The sequence below is a fragment of the uncultured Roseobacter sp. genome, from assembly GCF_947493125.1.
Classification (GTDB): Bacteria; Pseudomonadota; Alphaproteobacteria; order Rhodobacterales; family Rhodobacteraceae; genus Roseobacter.
The window spans coordinates 278,018-293,959 of record NZ_CANLQB010000002.1; the positions used below are offsets into that span (position 1 = coordinate 278,018).

A 15,942-nucleotide genomic window follows, 5' to 3' on the forward strand; every position below is an offset into this window, starting at 1 on the left:
GCTCCCATGCTTACCGCGCCGGAGAGCCGCCGCAAGAGGGAATGGAGCGTCAGGCCGTCCGCCGCATGCGATCGGGTGAATTCGGAGCGCTATTCTTTGCGTCTTCGCGAACAAAGCGGATGACGGTCGCGCCCGAGGCGATCCGAGAAACTGTGCAGGCCAGGACCGATCCGGTATTCAGCGTTGCAGGCATATCCCAACTTGTCCGCTCACCGTAGCCGCGCACGAAGTCGGTGAGAGCGGCCCAGCGCGCGCCCGGTTTGCACTGGCGCTTCCACTCCTGAACTGAATCCGCGATGGTGACATCCACGAAGGAATTGCTCGGGTCGAGCCCCCAAAGTTCGCGATATGCCAAATTGCAGAAGGTCAGAACACCCGTGGACGAGAAGACCACCAGCGCTTCATCAAAGGTGTCCATCAGCGATTGGCCAAGCTCCAGCTCCGCCCTGAAGTTTCGGGTTAAAGACACTTCGGCGCTGATGTCCTCGATCAGGAACGCAATTGCTCCGTCCGGGTGGGGTCGGCCCCGGACGCGGTAGGTTTGCCCGGTCTCCAGCGTCCAGGTTTCCTGATACCGCCCGTCCGTGGCCGCCGCGATAACCTCCGAGATTTCCTGGCGCCAGGAGTGGTAGTTCTTGGGCTCCGGCATCCGGCGATTTTCCCGCATCCGGTCGAAGAAGGACAGCAATGTCGGTCGTCCGCTTAGGAAGTCGGCAGGCAGATCGGTGAGGTCGATCAGCGCCGGATTGAAGAGGGCCAGCTGACCATTCCGGTCAAAAATCGCGAGGCCGATCGACAGCTGTGCGAAGGTCTTGGCCAGCGTCTGGACGAAATTGCGCTGGGCGACCTCGGATTTCACCACCGCGTTTACGTCCACCGCATGGAAGATTGTGATGTCACCCACCGTGACCGCATTGACGTCATACCAGTCTTTCTTGCCATCAATAGCAGATTTGGTTGAGACCCGCTGACGTCCGGTCTTTTCGTTCAGGGTATCGGCTACTTCGAACACCGGGCTTGTGGGTTGTGGCGCGGTGTTATGCAGGCGTGTGTAGAGGTCCTCATAAGCTGCGTTGTGCCAGGTCACCTTACCGGCGGAGTCCACTTGCCACACCGCATGGGGCGTCGTGTCGCTGGCGCGCCGCAGGTCGGCCAATTCGCGATGCAACGCGCGCAGCTTCTGTGACTGTGCCGCGTTGATCATCCGGTCGTCATCCATATGGATTTGCGTGAACTGACCCCGACTCGTCAATTTCAGCGTTGCGGTGTCCTCCGCATGCCGCGCTTCAATCGTCAGATCTCCGGGTTGGTTGGGCAGCGGTCGCTCCGGCAAGCCCGGAAACCGGTTCAGCATGCGGTCGCGCCATGTGCTCCAGTCGTCCTGCCCAGGCACCAGCCTATAGAGCTGCTGAGCGGTTTCAGAGGCATGATGTAGATCCTCATTGTCGAAGAGGAACGAGATCCCATCTGGCCGACTCTCACCGCCGGTCTCGGGCGTTGCTGGGGGCGTCGCGATTGCGGTTCGGGAAACCCAGAACAGGGCCGCGCCCGTGCAGAGCGCAGCAGCAGCAACAACAGCCGCTATGTCCCAAATCGGCATAAGCCTACGGATCCCTATTGCAGAAGAAGATCCAATTACTATCCGCGTGGGGTGGTTAATGGCCGGTTAACGGTCCGCTCATGTCAAGCCGTGATGGGGCGATTCTCGCCTAAAACGCGCGTGTTTTCAGCGGTTTTTGCATCAAGTCGCTCTCTGGCCCAGGTCACCTGCACAATTGCTCCAAGATCGGTGTGTGCGGTCTCATCAGATGTCGTAGGGTCGCGCCCATTGGCAAAGCGCAGTTCGGCACCGGAGCGTTCAAGTAGTGTTTTCGCAATGAAAAGACCCAAACCCATGCCCTCGTACCCAGGCCGCAACCCACGCCCGGGGGCGTCGGGGCGGCGGCGCATGAACGGATCGCCGATCCGTCCCAACAGGTGCGGCGGAAAGCCGCGCCCGTCATCCATGATCCTCAAGGAGATTTCGCGGTCCGTCCAGCCCGCTTCGATCCAGACCTCCTCTTCCGCGAAATCGACGGCATTCTGAATCAGGTTGCGCAGCCCGTGTATGATCTCTGGTTTGCGCAGGATGGCCGGCTGTTGCTGTGGGTTTTCCAAGTGATGGAAATGCACAGTTTTGCCCCGGCCCATGTGTGGCTCTGCTGCTTCTTCCACGACCGCCATCAGTGGTGCCTGACGCATGTGCAGATCGTCTTTTCCGGCGCGTCCCATGTCACGCAGAATGTCGCGGCATCTGTCGGCCTGCTCTCGGATCAGCGCGGCGTCTTCGCGCAATTCCGGCCGGTCATCCAATTCTTCGATCAGCTCTCCACTGGCCAGCTTGATGGTCGCAAGCGGCGTCCCCAGCTCATGGGCCGCCGCTGCGACCACGCCCCCGAGGTCGGTCAGCTTCTGCTCGCGCGCCAAGGCCATCTGCGTTGCCGCCAGCGCATCGGACATCGAATGTATCTCCGACGTCACCCGCACCGAATAGGCACTGATAAAGACAATCGCGATGATCAGCGCGATCCAGTTTCCGAAAACAAACAGTTGCGGAAATTCCAGGATCAGCCCGTGTTCGGTCTGCAGCGGCAGATGGAACTGCGACAGGATCGACACCATAAGAATCGCCGTGCTGCCCAGCAACACAGTCGACCTCAGCGTCAGCACTGCAGCCGAAATCGTCACGGGCCCGAGCATCAGTAGCGCGAAAGGGTTATGTAGCCCCCCTGTCAGGAAGAGAAGAAAACTGAGTTGCAGAAGGTCGAACAGGACCATCAACATGTTTTCGACTTCGCTGAGACGCTTGTTCTCCGGAAAGACGAAAATGGCTACGAGGTTTGCAATGACCGACGCACCGATGACGAGATAGCATAGGCCAATTTCGAGTTTCAGCCCATACCAATGTTGCGCCACGGTGATCGCTGCAAGCTGGCCTGCAATGGCAAACCAACGCAACAGGATCATCGTTCGTAGCCGGATCCAGTTGGCGCGCTTGTGACCGCTGAAAGGTCTGACGGTGCTGTCGGCCATCGGGCTCACCACATATTGAGTTGCACAGATGTCGCAGGACGGTAGGACTGCGACGTGATAAAACCAGCCTATCCGAAATCAGGAGACGCGACACCCATGCGCTATATCGCACCCCTCGCCGCCATCGCTATCGTGGGTCTTCTTGGGGGGATCTGGTTTGCGACCCAATCGCCTCAAACCGCTGGCGATTTTGCACAATGCAGCGCCAGCCAGGTGGCAGGTGGCGCGGCCAGCATCGGCGGACCCTTTGAACTGGTGAATGCAGAAGGTCAGACCGTCACCGATGAGGACGTGATCACCGAACCGACGTTGATCTACTTCGGCTATACCTTCTGCCCCGACGTTTGTCCCATTGATGCCGCGCGTAATGCTGTCGCCGTCGATATTCTGGCAGAGCGCAATATTTTCACAACGCCGGTCTTCATTTCCATCGACCCGAAGCGGGACACGCCTGATGTAGTCGGAGATTTCGCCGCGAATCTGCATGAGCGGATGATCGGCCTAACCGGTTCACCCGAGCAGGTGAAAGCTGCGAGCGAGGCGTACCGAACTTACTACAAGGCGCATGACAGTGGCGATGACTTTTACCTCGTGGATCATTCGACCTTCAGTTACCTCGTGCTGCCCGAACAGGGCTTTGTCGAATTCTTCCGCCGCGAAGCGACCGCACAGGAGATAGCGGATACGGTGGCCTGTTTCGTCGAAAACGCCTGACGCGCAAACTGTCGCAGCGTTTGACGACCGCACTGCCCTGCCACATATAGGTCAGGCATACGGACGATCTGCAAGAAAGGCGCGCCATGCAAGATGCTGTGCAACTCAATCCTGATGATGACAACAGTTTGCTTCTGGTCGATGATGACGAGCCCTTTTTGCGCCGGCTCGCCAAGGCAATGGAGAAGCGTGGATTTTCTGTTGAAACGGCTGACTCGGTAGCGGCGGGGACGGCAATTGCAACCGCGCGGCCTCCAGCCTACGCAGTTGTGGATCTGCGCTTGGAGGATGGAAATGGCCTCGATGTCGTCGAAGTCCTGAGGGAAAAGCGCTCTGATGTCCGTGTGGTCGTGCTCACCGGATATGGAGCCATTGCAACGGCGGTTGCGGCAGTGAAGATCGGCGCAACCGATTATCTCTCCAAGCCCGCGGATGCTGCGGACATCGTCAACGCATTGCTGGCGAGGGGCGATGATCTTCCACCGCCACCTGAGAACCCCATGAGCGCGGACCGGGTGCGCTGGGAACATATCCAGCGTGTTTTTGAGCTCTGTGACCGCAACGTCAGCGAGACCGCGCGCCGGCTCAATATGCACCGTCGGACCTTGCAGCGCATTCTTGCCAAACGCTCCCCCAGATAGCCGTATGGGAGGGGTGGCCTGAAAGCCCACCCCACCTGCCAGTTCCAACCCGTCACGTTGGCAGGTACGGTGGGCTTTCAGGCCACCGCCCTGTCAGAGATCATAGCGTTTGCTGATCTTGTCGACACGCTGTCCATTCGCGAGCATCACTCCTTGATCAAAGCGCCAATCCCGAAAACCGCGACTTTGATAATATGTCAGCCCGCCCTCATTGTCTGTGCGGATAGTCGCATTGATCCAGCGATGTCGAAGCGCCTTAGCCGCTTTCGCGGTGACATCGAATAGTGCTGATCCAATGCCAAGCCCGGTTTGGCCGACCTGAACGAAAGTTGCGATGTCGACGGCCTCCATCGGCAGGTCTGGATTGGGCGCGATCCACTGAAAACCCACTACAGCTTCATGCCCATTGACCGCTACATGCCATGCGGACTGATCCTCATCGGTGGCCATCCAGTCCTGGATATCACTGCCCGTCACCACTCTGGTCAGTGCCGTGGTGCCTCCGATCTCGATAATCTCGTTCAAGAGCCGCGCCATCGAGTTGCTGTCGAGCGCCATGGCTTGCCTGACGTCGATCACCCCATATCCTCCAGCAGAGCCGCGTGCCGGTCGGTAAAGGCGCGGCGTGTCTCGACCGGTGGGCGCAGCACGATACGCAAGGCGCTTGTGATCTCCGTATCCGGCTTGCCGAAGAACTTGCTGGCCTCGGTCTCCGAGAAGCCCGCAATCTGCGTCGCCTCCATCCAGGCGCTTATCCGGTCGGCCCTCTTGATCTGTTTCTTGATGTGCTGAGGGATCGCCGCCGGCAGACCGAACCGGATATGAACCGCCGCCGCCAGCCGGTCGTCCAAGGCCTCGTATCCGGGCCCGACAGCGGCTTTCACTGGCGAGATCATGTCGCCGATCACATATTCCGGTGCATCATGCAGCAGCGCGGCCAAGCGCCATTTTGCGGGTGCCTTGGGCGCAATCCGACCGAACAGCGTTTCCACCAGAAGTGAATGCTCCGCCACGGAATAGGCGTGATTTCCCGCGGTCTGGCCGTTCCAGCGCGCGACAAAGGCTAGCCCATGCGCGATGTCCTCGATCTCGATATCCACAGGTGTGGGATCAAGCAAATCGAGCCTGCGGCCCGACAGCATGCGCTGCCATGCGCGGGGTGAATGTCTGGCGCTCGTCATGCGCTTGTTTTGAAGGGCGTGCCCGGAATGGGCAAGACCGACCTCGAAAAAACCGCGGTTTGCGCGCCGGTCGGAGAGTTTTCCCGCTTTGAGTGGCAAAAGTCTATACCTGGCGATTTCGCACTGTCATCTGCGCCAGACCAAGTATGACGCGAGGGGTAAGGAGCCATTGCCACCGCAATTGCGCTCCGTAAGAGATCACCCATGCCGCTACCGGAGAAAGTAAATGGGTCATTTTCCAAGGAAAATACGGGGGATTGCTGGCTTCTGGTCGGAGTGATATGCCCGCGTCAAACCAATAATTGAATGCACCGCACTCCCCGGTTGAAGAGGATCTTCTGATGGCCAAAGACTACATTGTAAAAGACATCGCCCTTGCAGATTACGGTCGCAAGGAGCTTGAGATTGCCGAAACCGAAATGCCGGGGCTGATGGCGCTGCGCGACGAGTATGGCGAGAGCAAGCCGCTCAAAGGCGCGCGGATCGTAGGCTCGCTGCACATGACGATCCAGACTGCGGTGCTGATCGAGACGCTGGTTGCGCTGGGTGCGGACGTGCGCTGGGCCTCCTGCAATATCTTCTCCACGCAAGACCACGCGGCGGCGGCGATTGCCGCTGGTGGCACGCCGGTCTTTGCGATCAAGGGCCAGTCGCTGGAGGAACATTGGGACTATCTCGACAAATCCTTCATGTTTAAGGACGGCCCCAACCTGATCCTCGACGATGGCGGCGATGCGACGCTCTATGTCCTGCTCGGTGCGCGTGCGGAGGCGGGGGAAGAGATCATCCCGGTGCCGACCTCGGAAGAGGAAACCGTGATCAAGGCGCAGATCCAGAAGCGCATGGCCGAGTCACCAGGCTGGTTCACCAAGACCCGTGATCAGATCGTCGGCGTCTCTGAGGAAACAACCACCGGCGTGCACCGGCTTTACGATCTGGTGAAACAAGGCCAGTTGCCCTTCCCCGCGATTAACGTGAACGACTCGGTCACCAAGTCGAAGTTCGACAACAAGTACGGCTGTAAGGAGTCTCTGGTCGACGGTATCCGCCGCGCCACCGACACCATGATGGCGGGCAAGGTCGCGGTTGTCATGGGCTACGGCGATGTGGGCAAAGGCTCGGCCGCCTCGCTGCGCGGTGCAGGTGCGCGCGTGAAGATCACCGAAATTGACCCGATCTGCGCGCTGCAAGCGGCGATGGACGGTTTCGAGGTCGTGCTGCTCGAAGATGTGGTCGACACCGCGGACATCTTCATCACGACAACGGGCAACAAAGACGTGATCCGCATCGAGCACATGCGCGAGATGAAAGACATGGCCATCGTCGGCAACATCGGCCACTTCGACAACGAGATCCAGGTCGCCGCGCTCAAGAACCACAAGTGGACGAACATCAAAGAACAGGTGGACATGATCGAGATGCCGAATGGCAATCGCCTGATCCTGCTCTCCGAAGGCCGCCTGCTGAACCTGGGCAACGCCACGGGCCACCCGTCCTTCGTGATGTCGGCTTCCTTCACCAATCAAGTGCTGGCGCAGATCGAGCTCTGGACCAAGGGCGACGACTACAGAAATGACGTGTACATTCTGCCCAAGCATCTCGATGAGAAAGTCGCGCGTCTGCATCTCGACCGGATCGGCGTAAAACTCAGCACGCTGGACGCGGATCAAGCGGCCTACATCGGTGTCGCACCCGAGGGTCCGTTCAAGCCAGAGCACTACCGCTACTGATCCGAAACCAGTGAAAACGCACAACACGGCGCGACCGTTCCAGCGGTCGCGCCGTTTTTCGTACCAGACGCCAATTTTTTGAAATTCCACGCTTTTCTGTTGATTTCCGGGAACGGAATCGCTGCCGGTGAGGTTGCCTCGATGTAAGCAATTTATGGAGGCTAAGATGACACACCTGAAAGCAACCGTTGCAATTCTTGCGCTGACCGCTGGCACCGCATTCGCAGGCACCAGCGTCTCGACCGAGGCCGAGGTCAAAGCGGAAACCTCGCTGGAAACAGCCGCGGACGAGACCAAAGAGTTCGCCAATGACGCCGCTCAGGCAACCGAGAACGCTGCCGAAGCGACAGTTGACGCTGCATCCGATGCAGCCGCCGCTGTTGAGGACACCGCCAAGGATGCGGCCTCGGCCACAGCGGAGACCGTGAATGACGCGGCTGAGTATACCGAAGATGCCCTGCAAGCGGATGCGTCGGTCGATGCCGAGATGTCTACGATGGTCGTGGGTGACCTGATCGGCAAGGACGTGGCCGAAGCCAACGGCGAAGTCGTGGGCGAGATCGACTACATCGTGCGTGACGGCGACGATCTGGCCGCTGTCATCGGCATCGGCGGTTTCCTGGGCCTGGGTGAATACACCGTGGCAATCCCGCTCAACGAATTCGACATGAGCGCCGAGGAGGACATGCTGATGCTGTCGAACTGGACCGAAACCGAGCTCGAAGCGCAGCCGGAATTTGACGAGACAAACGTCGAAGGTCTACCCGAAGATATGCCGATCGACCAGTTGTCCTAAGTCGGACCATTTGACAACCCAAAGGGGCCCAAGCTCGGGCCCCCTTTTTCCATGTGTCGCCCTTCACGCGCGCACCCGCGGGCGGCCCCCTGTCGGCAAGAGTTCGTGGTGGGGAATTCAGCGCGCAAAAACTCCTTTTGTGAATGGACATATATGACTAGTCTCCCCCGCAATGGTCGGACACGCCGGCCGATTTTGCCAACAGGGAGTGAATTTTATGGGCAAACGGGACGATTTGATCGCGCAATACGCTGATGATCTGAAAAACAAATGTGGCATGTCGCCCGACATGGATCTGTTGACGAAAGTCACAATCGGCTGTGGCCCCTCGATCTATGACGCAGATGCGGCCACTGTTGCTTCCAGCCAGGCGGGCGAGATCGAAACCGTGAAGAACAACTTCCTGATCAAAAAGCTGGGCCTTTCCGACGGGCCGGAGCTCGAGGCCGCGATCAACTCGGTGATCGAAACCTACGGCAAATCCGAACGGAACAAGTACCGCGCAGTGGTTTACTACATGCTGACCAAGCATTTCGGCAAGGAAGCCGTTTACGGCTGAAGCCAATGGATCGAAGCCGCAGAACGCCTCCTTTTCTTAAGGGGGCGTTTCTTTTTTGGAGCGCATTTAAAACAGTGAAAAATTGCAATTCTCGGCGGTATCGTCTATCTCTAAGGCATCCGGCCAGCATGGCCAGGACCAGTTTCAAACACGTGCGGTGGACTTGGGAGCGCGTGGGGTGAAGAAGGGTTCTGGCTTGGCGTCAGAACCCTTCGTCGTTTCAGGGCCGCTCTTTTCAGAACAGTGCCAGAACCGTCCCGATCACGGTACACCCAAAAGTTGCATAACCGCCGTCGATGAGGATCAACCGACGCGGTCGCGCGCCAAAGCTGTAGAATGTCGCGATCCACGGGCTGACGAGAAAAAGGCCGATCCCAAGGCCCGAGATCAGCCCCTTGCCCACGGTGTCGATCCCGCTCAGCTCAAAGGTATGCCGCATCATGCCTGCCACCAGCACCGCGCCGAGCAGACTGGTGATATAGGGGATCGGGTCCGACCGGTTGGCGGGTTGGCCGGTCTCATCCAGCGGCACGCCCGAGGCCTCCATCCACTTCTGAGCCAGCACCGTGTACCAGACCGCACCGAACAGGAAGCCCGCCACTCCGGCGACCAAAACGCTGACATATTCCATGATGTCCTCCCACTTTCTGGTGGGAGACTGCCATCAAGTCAGGGCCCGGGCTAGTCTGAAACGCCGGCCATCTCGCAGACAATCCGCCATTCTTCGGCGGTCACCGGTTGTACGGACAGGCGCGAGTTGCGCACAAGCACCATTTCGGACAGCCGTGGTTCGGCCTTGATATCGTCCAATGTGACCGGCGTTTTCACCGGTTTGACCGCCTTGATGTCGACGCACTCCCAGCGGTCGTCATCGGTGGTGCTGTCCGGATGCGCCTCGGCAATCACCTCGACAATGCCGACAATCGCGCGCTCCTTCTGCGAGTGATAGAAGAACCCCCGGTCGCCCACCTTCATCTCGCGCATGAAGTTGCGTGCCTGATAGTTGCGCACACCGTCCCACTCTTCGCCCGCGTCGCCTTTGGCGACCTGCTGGTCCCAACTCCAGGTGGTGGTCTCGGATTTGAACAGCCAGTATTGCATCAGCCGATCACCCTGTTCCATGGAATGAGGTCAACGGAGGCGAAGAGCCCTGCTTTGCCATAAGGATCAGCCGCCGCCCAGGCCCGCGCTTCGGATATATCTGCAACGTCCAGAATGATCAGGGAGCCGACCATCTCTCCCGCCGCGTCAAGCAGCGGCCCCGCCTGCTGCACCGCACCGCTGTCTTTCAAATAGGCCACATGCGCCGGGCGGTTCTCCTGCCGGATCGGCAGCGCGCCGGGTTTGTCATGCGCGATCAGGGCAACCAGCATCTATTCTTCCTTCAAGCTGCGCGACAGCAACGCCTCCATCGCCTGAGCCACATCCAACCGTTTTTCCACCAGCCCCGCAACCGCAGAAGTGATTGGCAGATCGAGCCCTTCCCGCTCTGCCAACGCCGCTGCTGCGCGCGCCGTCGCGGCCCCTTCGACGGTCACCGACGGATCGAACGCCGTGCCGTCACCGATGGACACCCCAAACCGGTAGTTCCGCGATTGCGGGGAGGTGCAGGTGAGGACGAGGTCCCCAAATCCGGAGAGCCCTGCCAGCGTTGCAGGGTCGGCCCCCTTGTGCTGTGCAAGCCGCTGCATCTCGGCAAACCCGCGGGTCAGGATACTGGCCCGCGCACTTTCACCCAAGCCAGCGCCCATTGTCGCGCCACAGGCAATCGCCATCACGTTCTTCAGCGCACCGCCCAGCGTCGCACCGGTTACATCCGTTGTCCGATAAATGCGCAGGGTCGGGGTGGACAGCCGCGCTTGCAGCGTCTCCCCGAGGTCCTCATCGGTGCAGGCCAGCGTCAGGCCCGTCGGCAGGCCGTTCGCGATATCTCGGGCAAAGCTTGGCCCGGTGAGCAGCGCATGAGAGGATGTCGGGCAGTGATGCGCCAGCGTCTCGACCGGCCCTGCACCTGTCTGCAGATCCATCCCCTTGCAGCAGGCCACGAGCGTCTTGCCATCAAGAAGTGCGGCTGCCTCCTCCGCAAAACTGCCAAGAGTTTGCATCGGGATGGCAAGCAATATCACATCGGCCCCCACCGCGGCCTGCAAATCAGGCGTGACGGTCAACTCAGGCGGCAAAGCGCATCCTGGCAGGTAGGCCGCGTTCTCACGTTGCCGAGCCATGGCATCCGCCTGCGTGCGGGAGCGCGCCCAGAGCTGGATCGGCCCGGTCTGAGACAGCGCGATGGCCAAGGCCGTGCCGAAGGCGCCACCACCCAGCACCGCGACCTTCACGCCTTGGCGCCCTTCTTGCCACTTCCGAGCATCCCCGGACTCGTCCCGTCCAGCGGCCAGCGCGGGCGCGCCGACAGCTCAAACCCATCCGCAGGCCGCGCGCCCATCTGTTCCATGGCGGCAAAGGCGATCATCGCGGCATTGTCGGTGCAAAGCGCAAGCGGTGGGGCGGAAAACTTCACGGCCATATTGGCGCAAAGCGCCTCTAGTCCAGCCCGAATTTGGGAGTTCGCCGCAACACCGCCCGCGACACAGAGGGTTGGCTCCGAGAGGTCTGCATCCAGATAAATTGCAAGCGCCCGGCGGGTTTTCTCGACCAGCACATCGACCACTGCCGCTTGAAAACCTGCACAAAGGTCTGCCTGTGCCGCTTCGGGCAAGCCGCCATGCTCGGCCGCAACCGCGTCACGGGTGCGCAGCACCGCAGTCTTGAGACCCGAGAACGACATGTCACAACCGGGCCGGTCCAGCAGGGGCCGGGGCAGCGCAAAGCGGTCGGCCTTGCCTTGCAGCGCCGCCGTTTCGACTGCCGGGCCACCAGGCTGTGGCAAGCCCAGAAGCCGTGCCACCTTGTCAAATGCCTCGCCCGGTGCATCGTCAATTGTGCCACCCAACCGGGTGAAATTGTTCGGCCCGTCGACCATGAGGAATTGGCAATGCCCCCCGGACACAAGCAGCATCAGGTACGGGTAGACCACATCATCCGTCAGCCGGGGGGTCAGCGCATGGCCCGCGAGGTGGTTGATCCCGTAGAGCGGCAAGCCCGTCGCCGCGACCAATCCTTTGGCGCACATCACGCCTGAAACAACGCCACCAATGAGCCCTGGGCCCGCAGTCACAGCAATCGCATCAATACTCAAAAACGTACAATTCGCCTGTATTAGAGCCTGTTCCACGCAGTGATCCAGCATCTCGGCATGCGCCCGCGCAGCAATCTCGGGGACGACCCCGCCAAAGGCAGCGTGCAGTTGCGTCTGACCATGGACCACCGACGACAGGACGCGCGCCTGACCTCCAACATCGCGTCGCACAACAGCCGCCGCCGTGTCATCACAGCTGCTTTCCAACCCTAGAACTGTCAGCGACCCCGTCACATGCGACCCCGTTGCAAGCCTCTGAGCTCGCAGGTAACACCGGAGTGGGCCGCAAACAATGCCGAGGGTTTCCATGGGCACGCCCCCCATTCCGCTGATCATGACGCGTCCATCGCAGGCGAATACCCGATTCATCGGCCAATTGCCGGGCGCTCTGAGAAGTCAGGTCGATGTGATCGAAAGCCCGTTGATCGAGATTGTGCCCGTGACCACCGATATCGTAATCGACGTGGACGATGCGGTGATCTTCACCTCCGCTAACGCCATTCCGTTTGCCCCCGATGCCAAGGGCCGCCGGGCCTTTTGCGTCGGCGAAGCCACGACCTCTGCTGCGCATGAGGCGGGCTGGCAGGCCATCTTCGCAGGCCAGGATGCAGATGCGCTGGTCGTCTTCCTCAGCGCGTATCCCCTGTCTGCGCAGATCTGGCACATCTCGGGGCGCCATACGCGCGGTCAGGTCGCCGAGCGGCTCTGCAACGCGGGCATGTCGGTTCGCCGGATCACGGTCTATGATCAGGATCTGTGCGATCTGACCCCGGAAGCCAATGCGGTGCTGCAAGGCACCGACCCGGTGATTGTGCCGCTGTTTTCACCGCGCACCGCTGCCTCATTTGTCCAAAGCTGCCCAAAGAATGCGCAGCCTTACGTTGCGGCGCTGAGCGCTGCGGTTGCCGAGCCACTGTCCGGTTTGCCTCTGAAAGCGCTCGAAATCGCAGACTATCCTTCTGCTGCGGCAATGATCCGTAGCCTTGAAAAGCTGGTGGCGGACGTCAGCTTGGGTTGAGAGGTGCGATGTGCCCGAGTAAGGTTCTCAGGTGCGCCGCTGGGGAAGATTCGAAAAAGGTGGGTGTTGTGGCCAAACCAAAGAAGACGAAAAAAGAAACGCCACCGCAGGAGGTCAAGGATAAGGCGGCGGATGATCTGCTCGAGACTACTGATGTCCAGACCACCGCTGACACACCAGCCGACCAGACCATAGAGCCGATTGAGACAGCCGGGCCGATCAACGACTCAGAGCCTGAGAAAGGCTCACCCTCCGCAGAAGACTTACCAACAAGCGAAGAGCCGTCCAAACCTCTCGATGAGCCAGAGGCCCTTGATGCGTCTGATTCAGAGACAACCCCGCGCGATACAGATCCGGACAAGATCGAGACTGACGTAGGTACATCAGAACAGCCCCCAGACCCGCTTGATGATACAGGCTCCGCCGAGGCTGCCGCGGAAAAGCTGGAGTCCGATGAAGAGGCAAAGGAGCAGCAGGCAGAGAAAAAAGCAGGCGAAGAGCCTCGGGCAGACGCCAAACCGGAAGAAACACCTGCGCCTCCGCCGCTCCCACCTCAACGGTCCAGCAGTTTCTGGCCCGCTGTTTTCGGCGGTATCGTGGCCGCTCTTCTGGGCTTTATCGCCGGTCGGGGTGACATGCTCGACGCGTATCTGCCGCGCGCCAATGCGCCTGAACCTGTCGATCTGACGCCTCTGACCGATGAGGTTGCCGCCCTGTCCGAACGCCTCGTTGCGCTTGAAACGGCTGAAGCACCGGCGATCGAGATCGCGGACGTCCCTGATCTGTCCGCTGAGCTTGGCGATGTCTCCCAGTCTCTGGCCTCGGTCGAGACATCCTTGCAAACTCTGACGACGCGCCTTGATGAGATCGAAGCGCGCCCGGAGCCGGCTGCACCCGCTCAGCAAGAGGATAACAGCGAGGAGTTGGCGGCCCTGCAGTCGTCGATTGCTGACCTCGAGGCCCGTCTGGCCGAAGAGGATGCGCGCGCCAGTGTTGAGGCCGAGCGCCTGCTCGCCCGCGCAGCACTGACCCGTGTGGTCACCGCGGTCGAGAATGGGGAGGCCTTTGAGCCTGCGCTCGGCGCGCTGGAAGAGGTGGCACCCGTCGAAGTCCCGGAGGCGCTGCGCACTGCGGCGCTGGAAGGTGTGCCCAGCATGGCCGAGCTGCGAGAAATGTTCCCCGCCGCGGCCCGCGCCGGTCTCGCTGCGGCCCGGGCTGAAGTGCCCGAAACGGACGTGGTCGGTATTGGTGGATTCCTGCGGCGCCAGCTCAGCGCCCGCTCGGTCACACCGCGCGAGGGCACTGACCCTGATGCGGTTTTGTCCCGGGCCGAAGCGGCCCTGCGGGCAGGCGACTTGGATACAGCTCTGTCAGAAACGGAAACATTGCCGGAGGCTGCAAGGGCCGCCATGCAGGAATGGCTCGCGGGCGCCGAGGCCCGCAAGGCTGCCAGCGATGCTGCTCAATCCCTCTCCGACAGTCTGACGGTCAATTAAGAAAGTCGATTTTATGCTCTGGTCCCTCATTAAGATCATCCTCTTCGTCGGGGTCGTTGCGGCTCTTGCGCTCGGCGCAGGCTATCTGCTGGAAAGCCAGGGTGGGGTGCAGGTCACCGTCATGGGCAGCGAATATACGTTCGGACCGCTGCAATCCGTCATTGCAGTTATCGTGCTGGTCGTTGCCGTCTGGATTCTGCTCAAGCTATTGTCGCTCCTGCTGGCCACCTGGAATTTCCTGAATGGGGATGAAACAGCGCTGTCGCGCTACTTCGATCGCAACCGCGAGCGTAAGGGCTTCGATGCGCTTTCCGAGGGGATGATGGCATTGGCCAGCGGCGAGGGTCGGGTGGCTATGGCGAAGGCAGCGAAGGCCGACCGCTATCTCAAAAAGCCCGAACTCACGAATCTCCTGACTGCCCAGGCCGCCGAGATGGCGGGGGATCGGCGCAAGGCGGAGGAGACCTACAAGAAGTTGGTGATCAACGACGCCACGCGGTTCGTCGGCGTGCGTGGTATTCTCAAGCAGAAGCTGGCCGATGGTGACACGGAGACGGCGCTCAAGCTTGCGGAGAAAGCCTTCTCGATCAAGCCCAAGCATGAAGAAACGCAGGACGTGCTGCTGCGGCTGCAGGCGCAGAAAGAGGATTGGTCGGGCGCGCGCCAGACGCTCAGTACCAAGCTGAAGTACGGCACCCTGCCCCGCGATGTGCACAAGCGTCGTGATGCGGTTCTGGCGTTGTCCGAAGCCAAGGACATTCTCAACGGCGACGTCAGCATTGAGACGCAGGAGAAGGCTATCGAAGCCAACAAGCTCTCACCCGATCTGATTCCGGCGGCTGTCATGGCTGCGCAAAGCTATATCGAGAAGGGCAAGCCGCGCTATGCCAACCGCATTCTGAAAAAGGCGTGGGAGACCATGCCGCACCCGGATCTGGCGTCGGCCTTCGCGGCTATCGAGCCGAATGAGAGCCCAAGCCAGCGGATCAAGCGTTTTGCGCTGCTGACGCGCATCAACCCGCAGGATCCGGAAACGCGCATGCTGCTGGCCGAGTTGCACATCGCCAATGAGGATTTCCCTGAGGCCCGACGCGCGCTGGGAGACCTGGTGGAAACGGATCCCACGGCCCGCTCCGTCATGTTGATGGCAGCGATCGAACGCGGCGAGGGGGCAGACGATGCCGTGGTCCGGGGCTGGCTGGCGCGGGCGCTGACCGTCTCGCGTGGACCGCAGTGGATCTGTGAGAACTGTCAGCACATCCATGCCGAATGGGCGCCGATCTGCGAGAACTGCGAGAGCTTCGATACCCTGTCCTGGAAAACGCCGCCGTTGTCCGAGGTCGCGATGCCCGGCGGCGTGCAAATGCTGCCGCTAATCGTCGGTGCGGTCGAGGATCAGACAGCGACGACGTCCGATGCAGATGACGTCGAGGACGCTGAACTCCTCGATGCCGAAGAGGTGACGGCGGATGAGATGCCAGCTCAGGAAGAGAAGCGCGCCTAGGGCTTGACCTTCCAGTAACTGGAGACCTTATGTCA

Annotated in this window: 17 protein-coding genes; 8 read left to right on the top strand and 9 right to left on the bottom strand. The window is 60.5% G+C overall.

The features are described from left to right. Positions 1-49: 49 nt before the first annotated feature. Positions 50-1,600, bottom strand: a complete 1,551-nt coding sequence (locus Q1A71_RS05125) for a PAS-domain containing protein (protein WP_299672498.1) — start codon at positions 1,598-1,600, stop codon at positions 50-52. An 83-nt stretch (positions 1,601-1,683) separates the two neighbouring features. Beyond that, positions 1,684-3,072, bottom strand: coding sequence for a sensor histidine kinase RegB (gene regB / locus Q1A71_RS05130; RefSeq protein WP_299672499.1), 1,389 nt, complete (start codon positions 3,070-3,072; stop codon positions 1,684-1,686). Between the two features lie 96 nt (positions 3,073-3,168). Between regB and Q1A71_RS05135 the strand changes: the two genes are divergently transcribed. Then, on the top strand, positions 3,169-3,786 hold the full coding sequence (locus Q1A71_RS05135) for an SCO family protein (protein ID WP_299673190.1): 618 nt from the start codon (positions 3,169-3,171) through the stop codon (positions 3,784-3,786). 86 nt (positions 3,787-3,872) lie between these two features. Continuing rightward, positions 3,873-4,427: an ActR/PrrA/RegA family redox response regulator transcription factor gene (locus tag Q1A71_RS05140; protein WP_299672500.1), complete on the top strand. Its 555-nt coding sequence runs from the start codon at positions 3,873-3,875 to the stop codon at positions 4,425-4,427. Positions 4,428-4,520: 93 nt separating this feature from the next. Here the strand turns inward: Q1A71_RS05140 and Q1A71_RS05145 are convergent, their stop codons facing one another. Together Q1A71_RS05145 and Q1A71_RS05150 are read right to left on the bottom strand one after the other, a co-directional pair. Then, positions 4,521-5,006 (bottom strand): GNAT family N-acetyltransferase, encoded by a 486-nt coding sequence (locus Q1A71_RS05145; RefSeq protein ID WP_299672501.1) that lies wholly within the window; start codon positions 5,004-5,006, stop codon positions 4,521-4,523. Further along, the gene (locus Q1A71_RS05150; protein WP_299672502.1) at positions 5,003-5,608 is read right to left on the bottom strand and encodes an HD family hydrolase; all 606 of its coding nucleotides are present in this window, start codon (positions 5,606-5,608) and stop codon (positions 5,003-5,005) included. Before Q1A71_RS05150 ends, Q1A71_RS05145 begins: the two co-directional genes overlap by 4 nt. 341 nt (positions 5,609-5,949) lie before the next feature. Between Q1A71_RS05150 and ahcY the strand changes: the two genes are divergently transcribed. The 3 genes from ahcY to Q1A71_RS05165 all read left to right on the top strand — a co-directional run bounded on the left by ahcY (position 5,950) and on the right by Q1A71_RS05165 (position 8,693). Continuing rightward, the gene (ahcY, locus tag Q1A71_RS05155) at positions 5,950-7,338 is read left to right on the top strand and encodes an adenosylhomocysteinase (RefSeq protein WP_299672503.1); all 1,389 of its coding nucleotides are present in this window, start codon (positions 5,950-5,952) and stop codon (positions 7,336-7,338) included. A 166-nt stretch (positions 7,339-7,504) separates the two neighbouring features. Then, complete coding sequence (locus Q1A71_RS05160) at positions 7,505-8,134, top strand: PRC-barrel domain-containing protein (RefSeq protein WP_299672505.1); 630 nt, start codon at positions 7,505-7,507, stop codon at positions 8,132-8,134. A gap of 217 nt (positions 8,135-8,351) precedes the next feature. Further along, the gene (locus Q1A71_RS05165) at positions 8,352-8,693 is read left to right on the top strand and encodes a DUF2853 family protein (RefSeq protein ID WP_299672507.1); all 342 of its coding nucleotides are present in this window, start codon (positions 8,352-8,354) and stop codon (positions 8,691-8,693) included. 235 nt (positions 8,694-8,928) lie between these two features. Here Q1A71_RS05165 and Q1A71_RS05170 read toward each other — a convergent pair whose 3' ends face one another. Genes Q1A71_RS05170 through tsaD form a run of 5 tightly spaced genes read right to left on the bottom strand, consistent with a single transcriptional unit; the run spans position 8,929 to position 12,123 of the window. Continuing rightward, positions 8,929-9,324, bottom strand: a complete 396-nt coding sequence (locus Q1A71_RS05170) for a DUF1761 domain-containing protein (protein WP_299672509.1) — start codon at positions 9,322-9,324, stop codon at positions 8,929-8,931. A gap of 50 nt (positions 9,325-9,374) precedes the next feature. Then, positions 9,375-9,794, bottom strand: coding sequence for an EVE domain-containing protein (locus Q1A71_RS05175; protein WP_299673192.1), 420 nt, complete (start codon positions 9,792-9,794; stop codon positions 9,375-9,377). After that, positions 9,794-10,066, bottom strand: a complete 273-nt coding sequence (locus Q1A71_RS05180) for a YciI family protein (protein ID WP_299672512.1) — start codon at positions 10,064-10,066, stop codon at positions 9,794-9,796. Before Q1A71_RS05180 ends, Q1A71_RS05175 begins: the two co-directional genes overlap by 1 nt. Next, entirely contained in the window at positions 10,067-11,029 is a 963-nt protein-coding gene (locus tag Q1A71_RS05185) for an NAD(P)H-dependent glycerol-3-phosphate dehydrogenase (protein WP_299672515.1), read from the bottom strand. It lies immediately after the preceding gene. Further along, positions 11,026-12,123, bottom strand: coding sequence for a tRNA (adenosine(37)-N6)-threonylcarbamoyltransferase complex transferase subunit TsaD (tsaD, locus tag Q1A71_RS05190; RefSeq protein WP_299672518.1), 1,098 nt, complete (start codon positions 12,121-12,123; stop codon positions 11,026-11,028). The genes Q1A71_RS05185 and tsaD overlap by 4 nt, the downstream gene beginning before the upstream one ends. 73 nt (positions 12,124-12,196) lie before the next feature. Between tsaD and Q1A71_RS05195 the strand changes: the two genes are divergently transcribed. From Q1A71_RS05195 to Q1A71_RS05205, 3 genes are all read left to right on the top strand, one after another. Continuing rightward, on the top strand, positions 12,197-12,907 hold the full coding sequence (locus Q1A71_RS05195; protein WP_299672521.1) for a uroporphyrinogen-III synthase: 711 nt from the start codon (positions 12,197-12,199) through the stop codon (positions 12,905-12,907). 68 nt (positions 12,908-12,975) lie between these two features. Then, positions 12,976-14,403 (top strand): hypothetical protein, encoded by a 1,428-nt coding sequence (locus Q1A71_RS05200; protein ID WP_299672524.1) that lies wholly within the window; start codon positions 12,976-12,978, stop codon positions 14,401-14,403. Between the two features lie 13 nt (positions 14,404-14,416). After that, positions 14,417-15,907, top strand: coding sequence for a heme biosynthesis HemY N-terminal domain-containing protein (locus Q1A71_RS05205; RefSeq protein WP_299672547.1), 1,491 nt, complete (start codon positions 14,417-14,419; stop codon positions 15,905-15,907). Positions 15,908-15,942 lie beyond the last annotated feature (35 nt).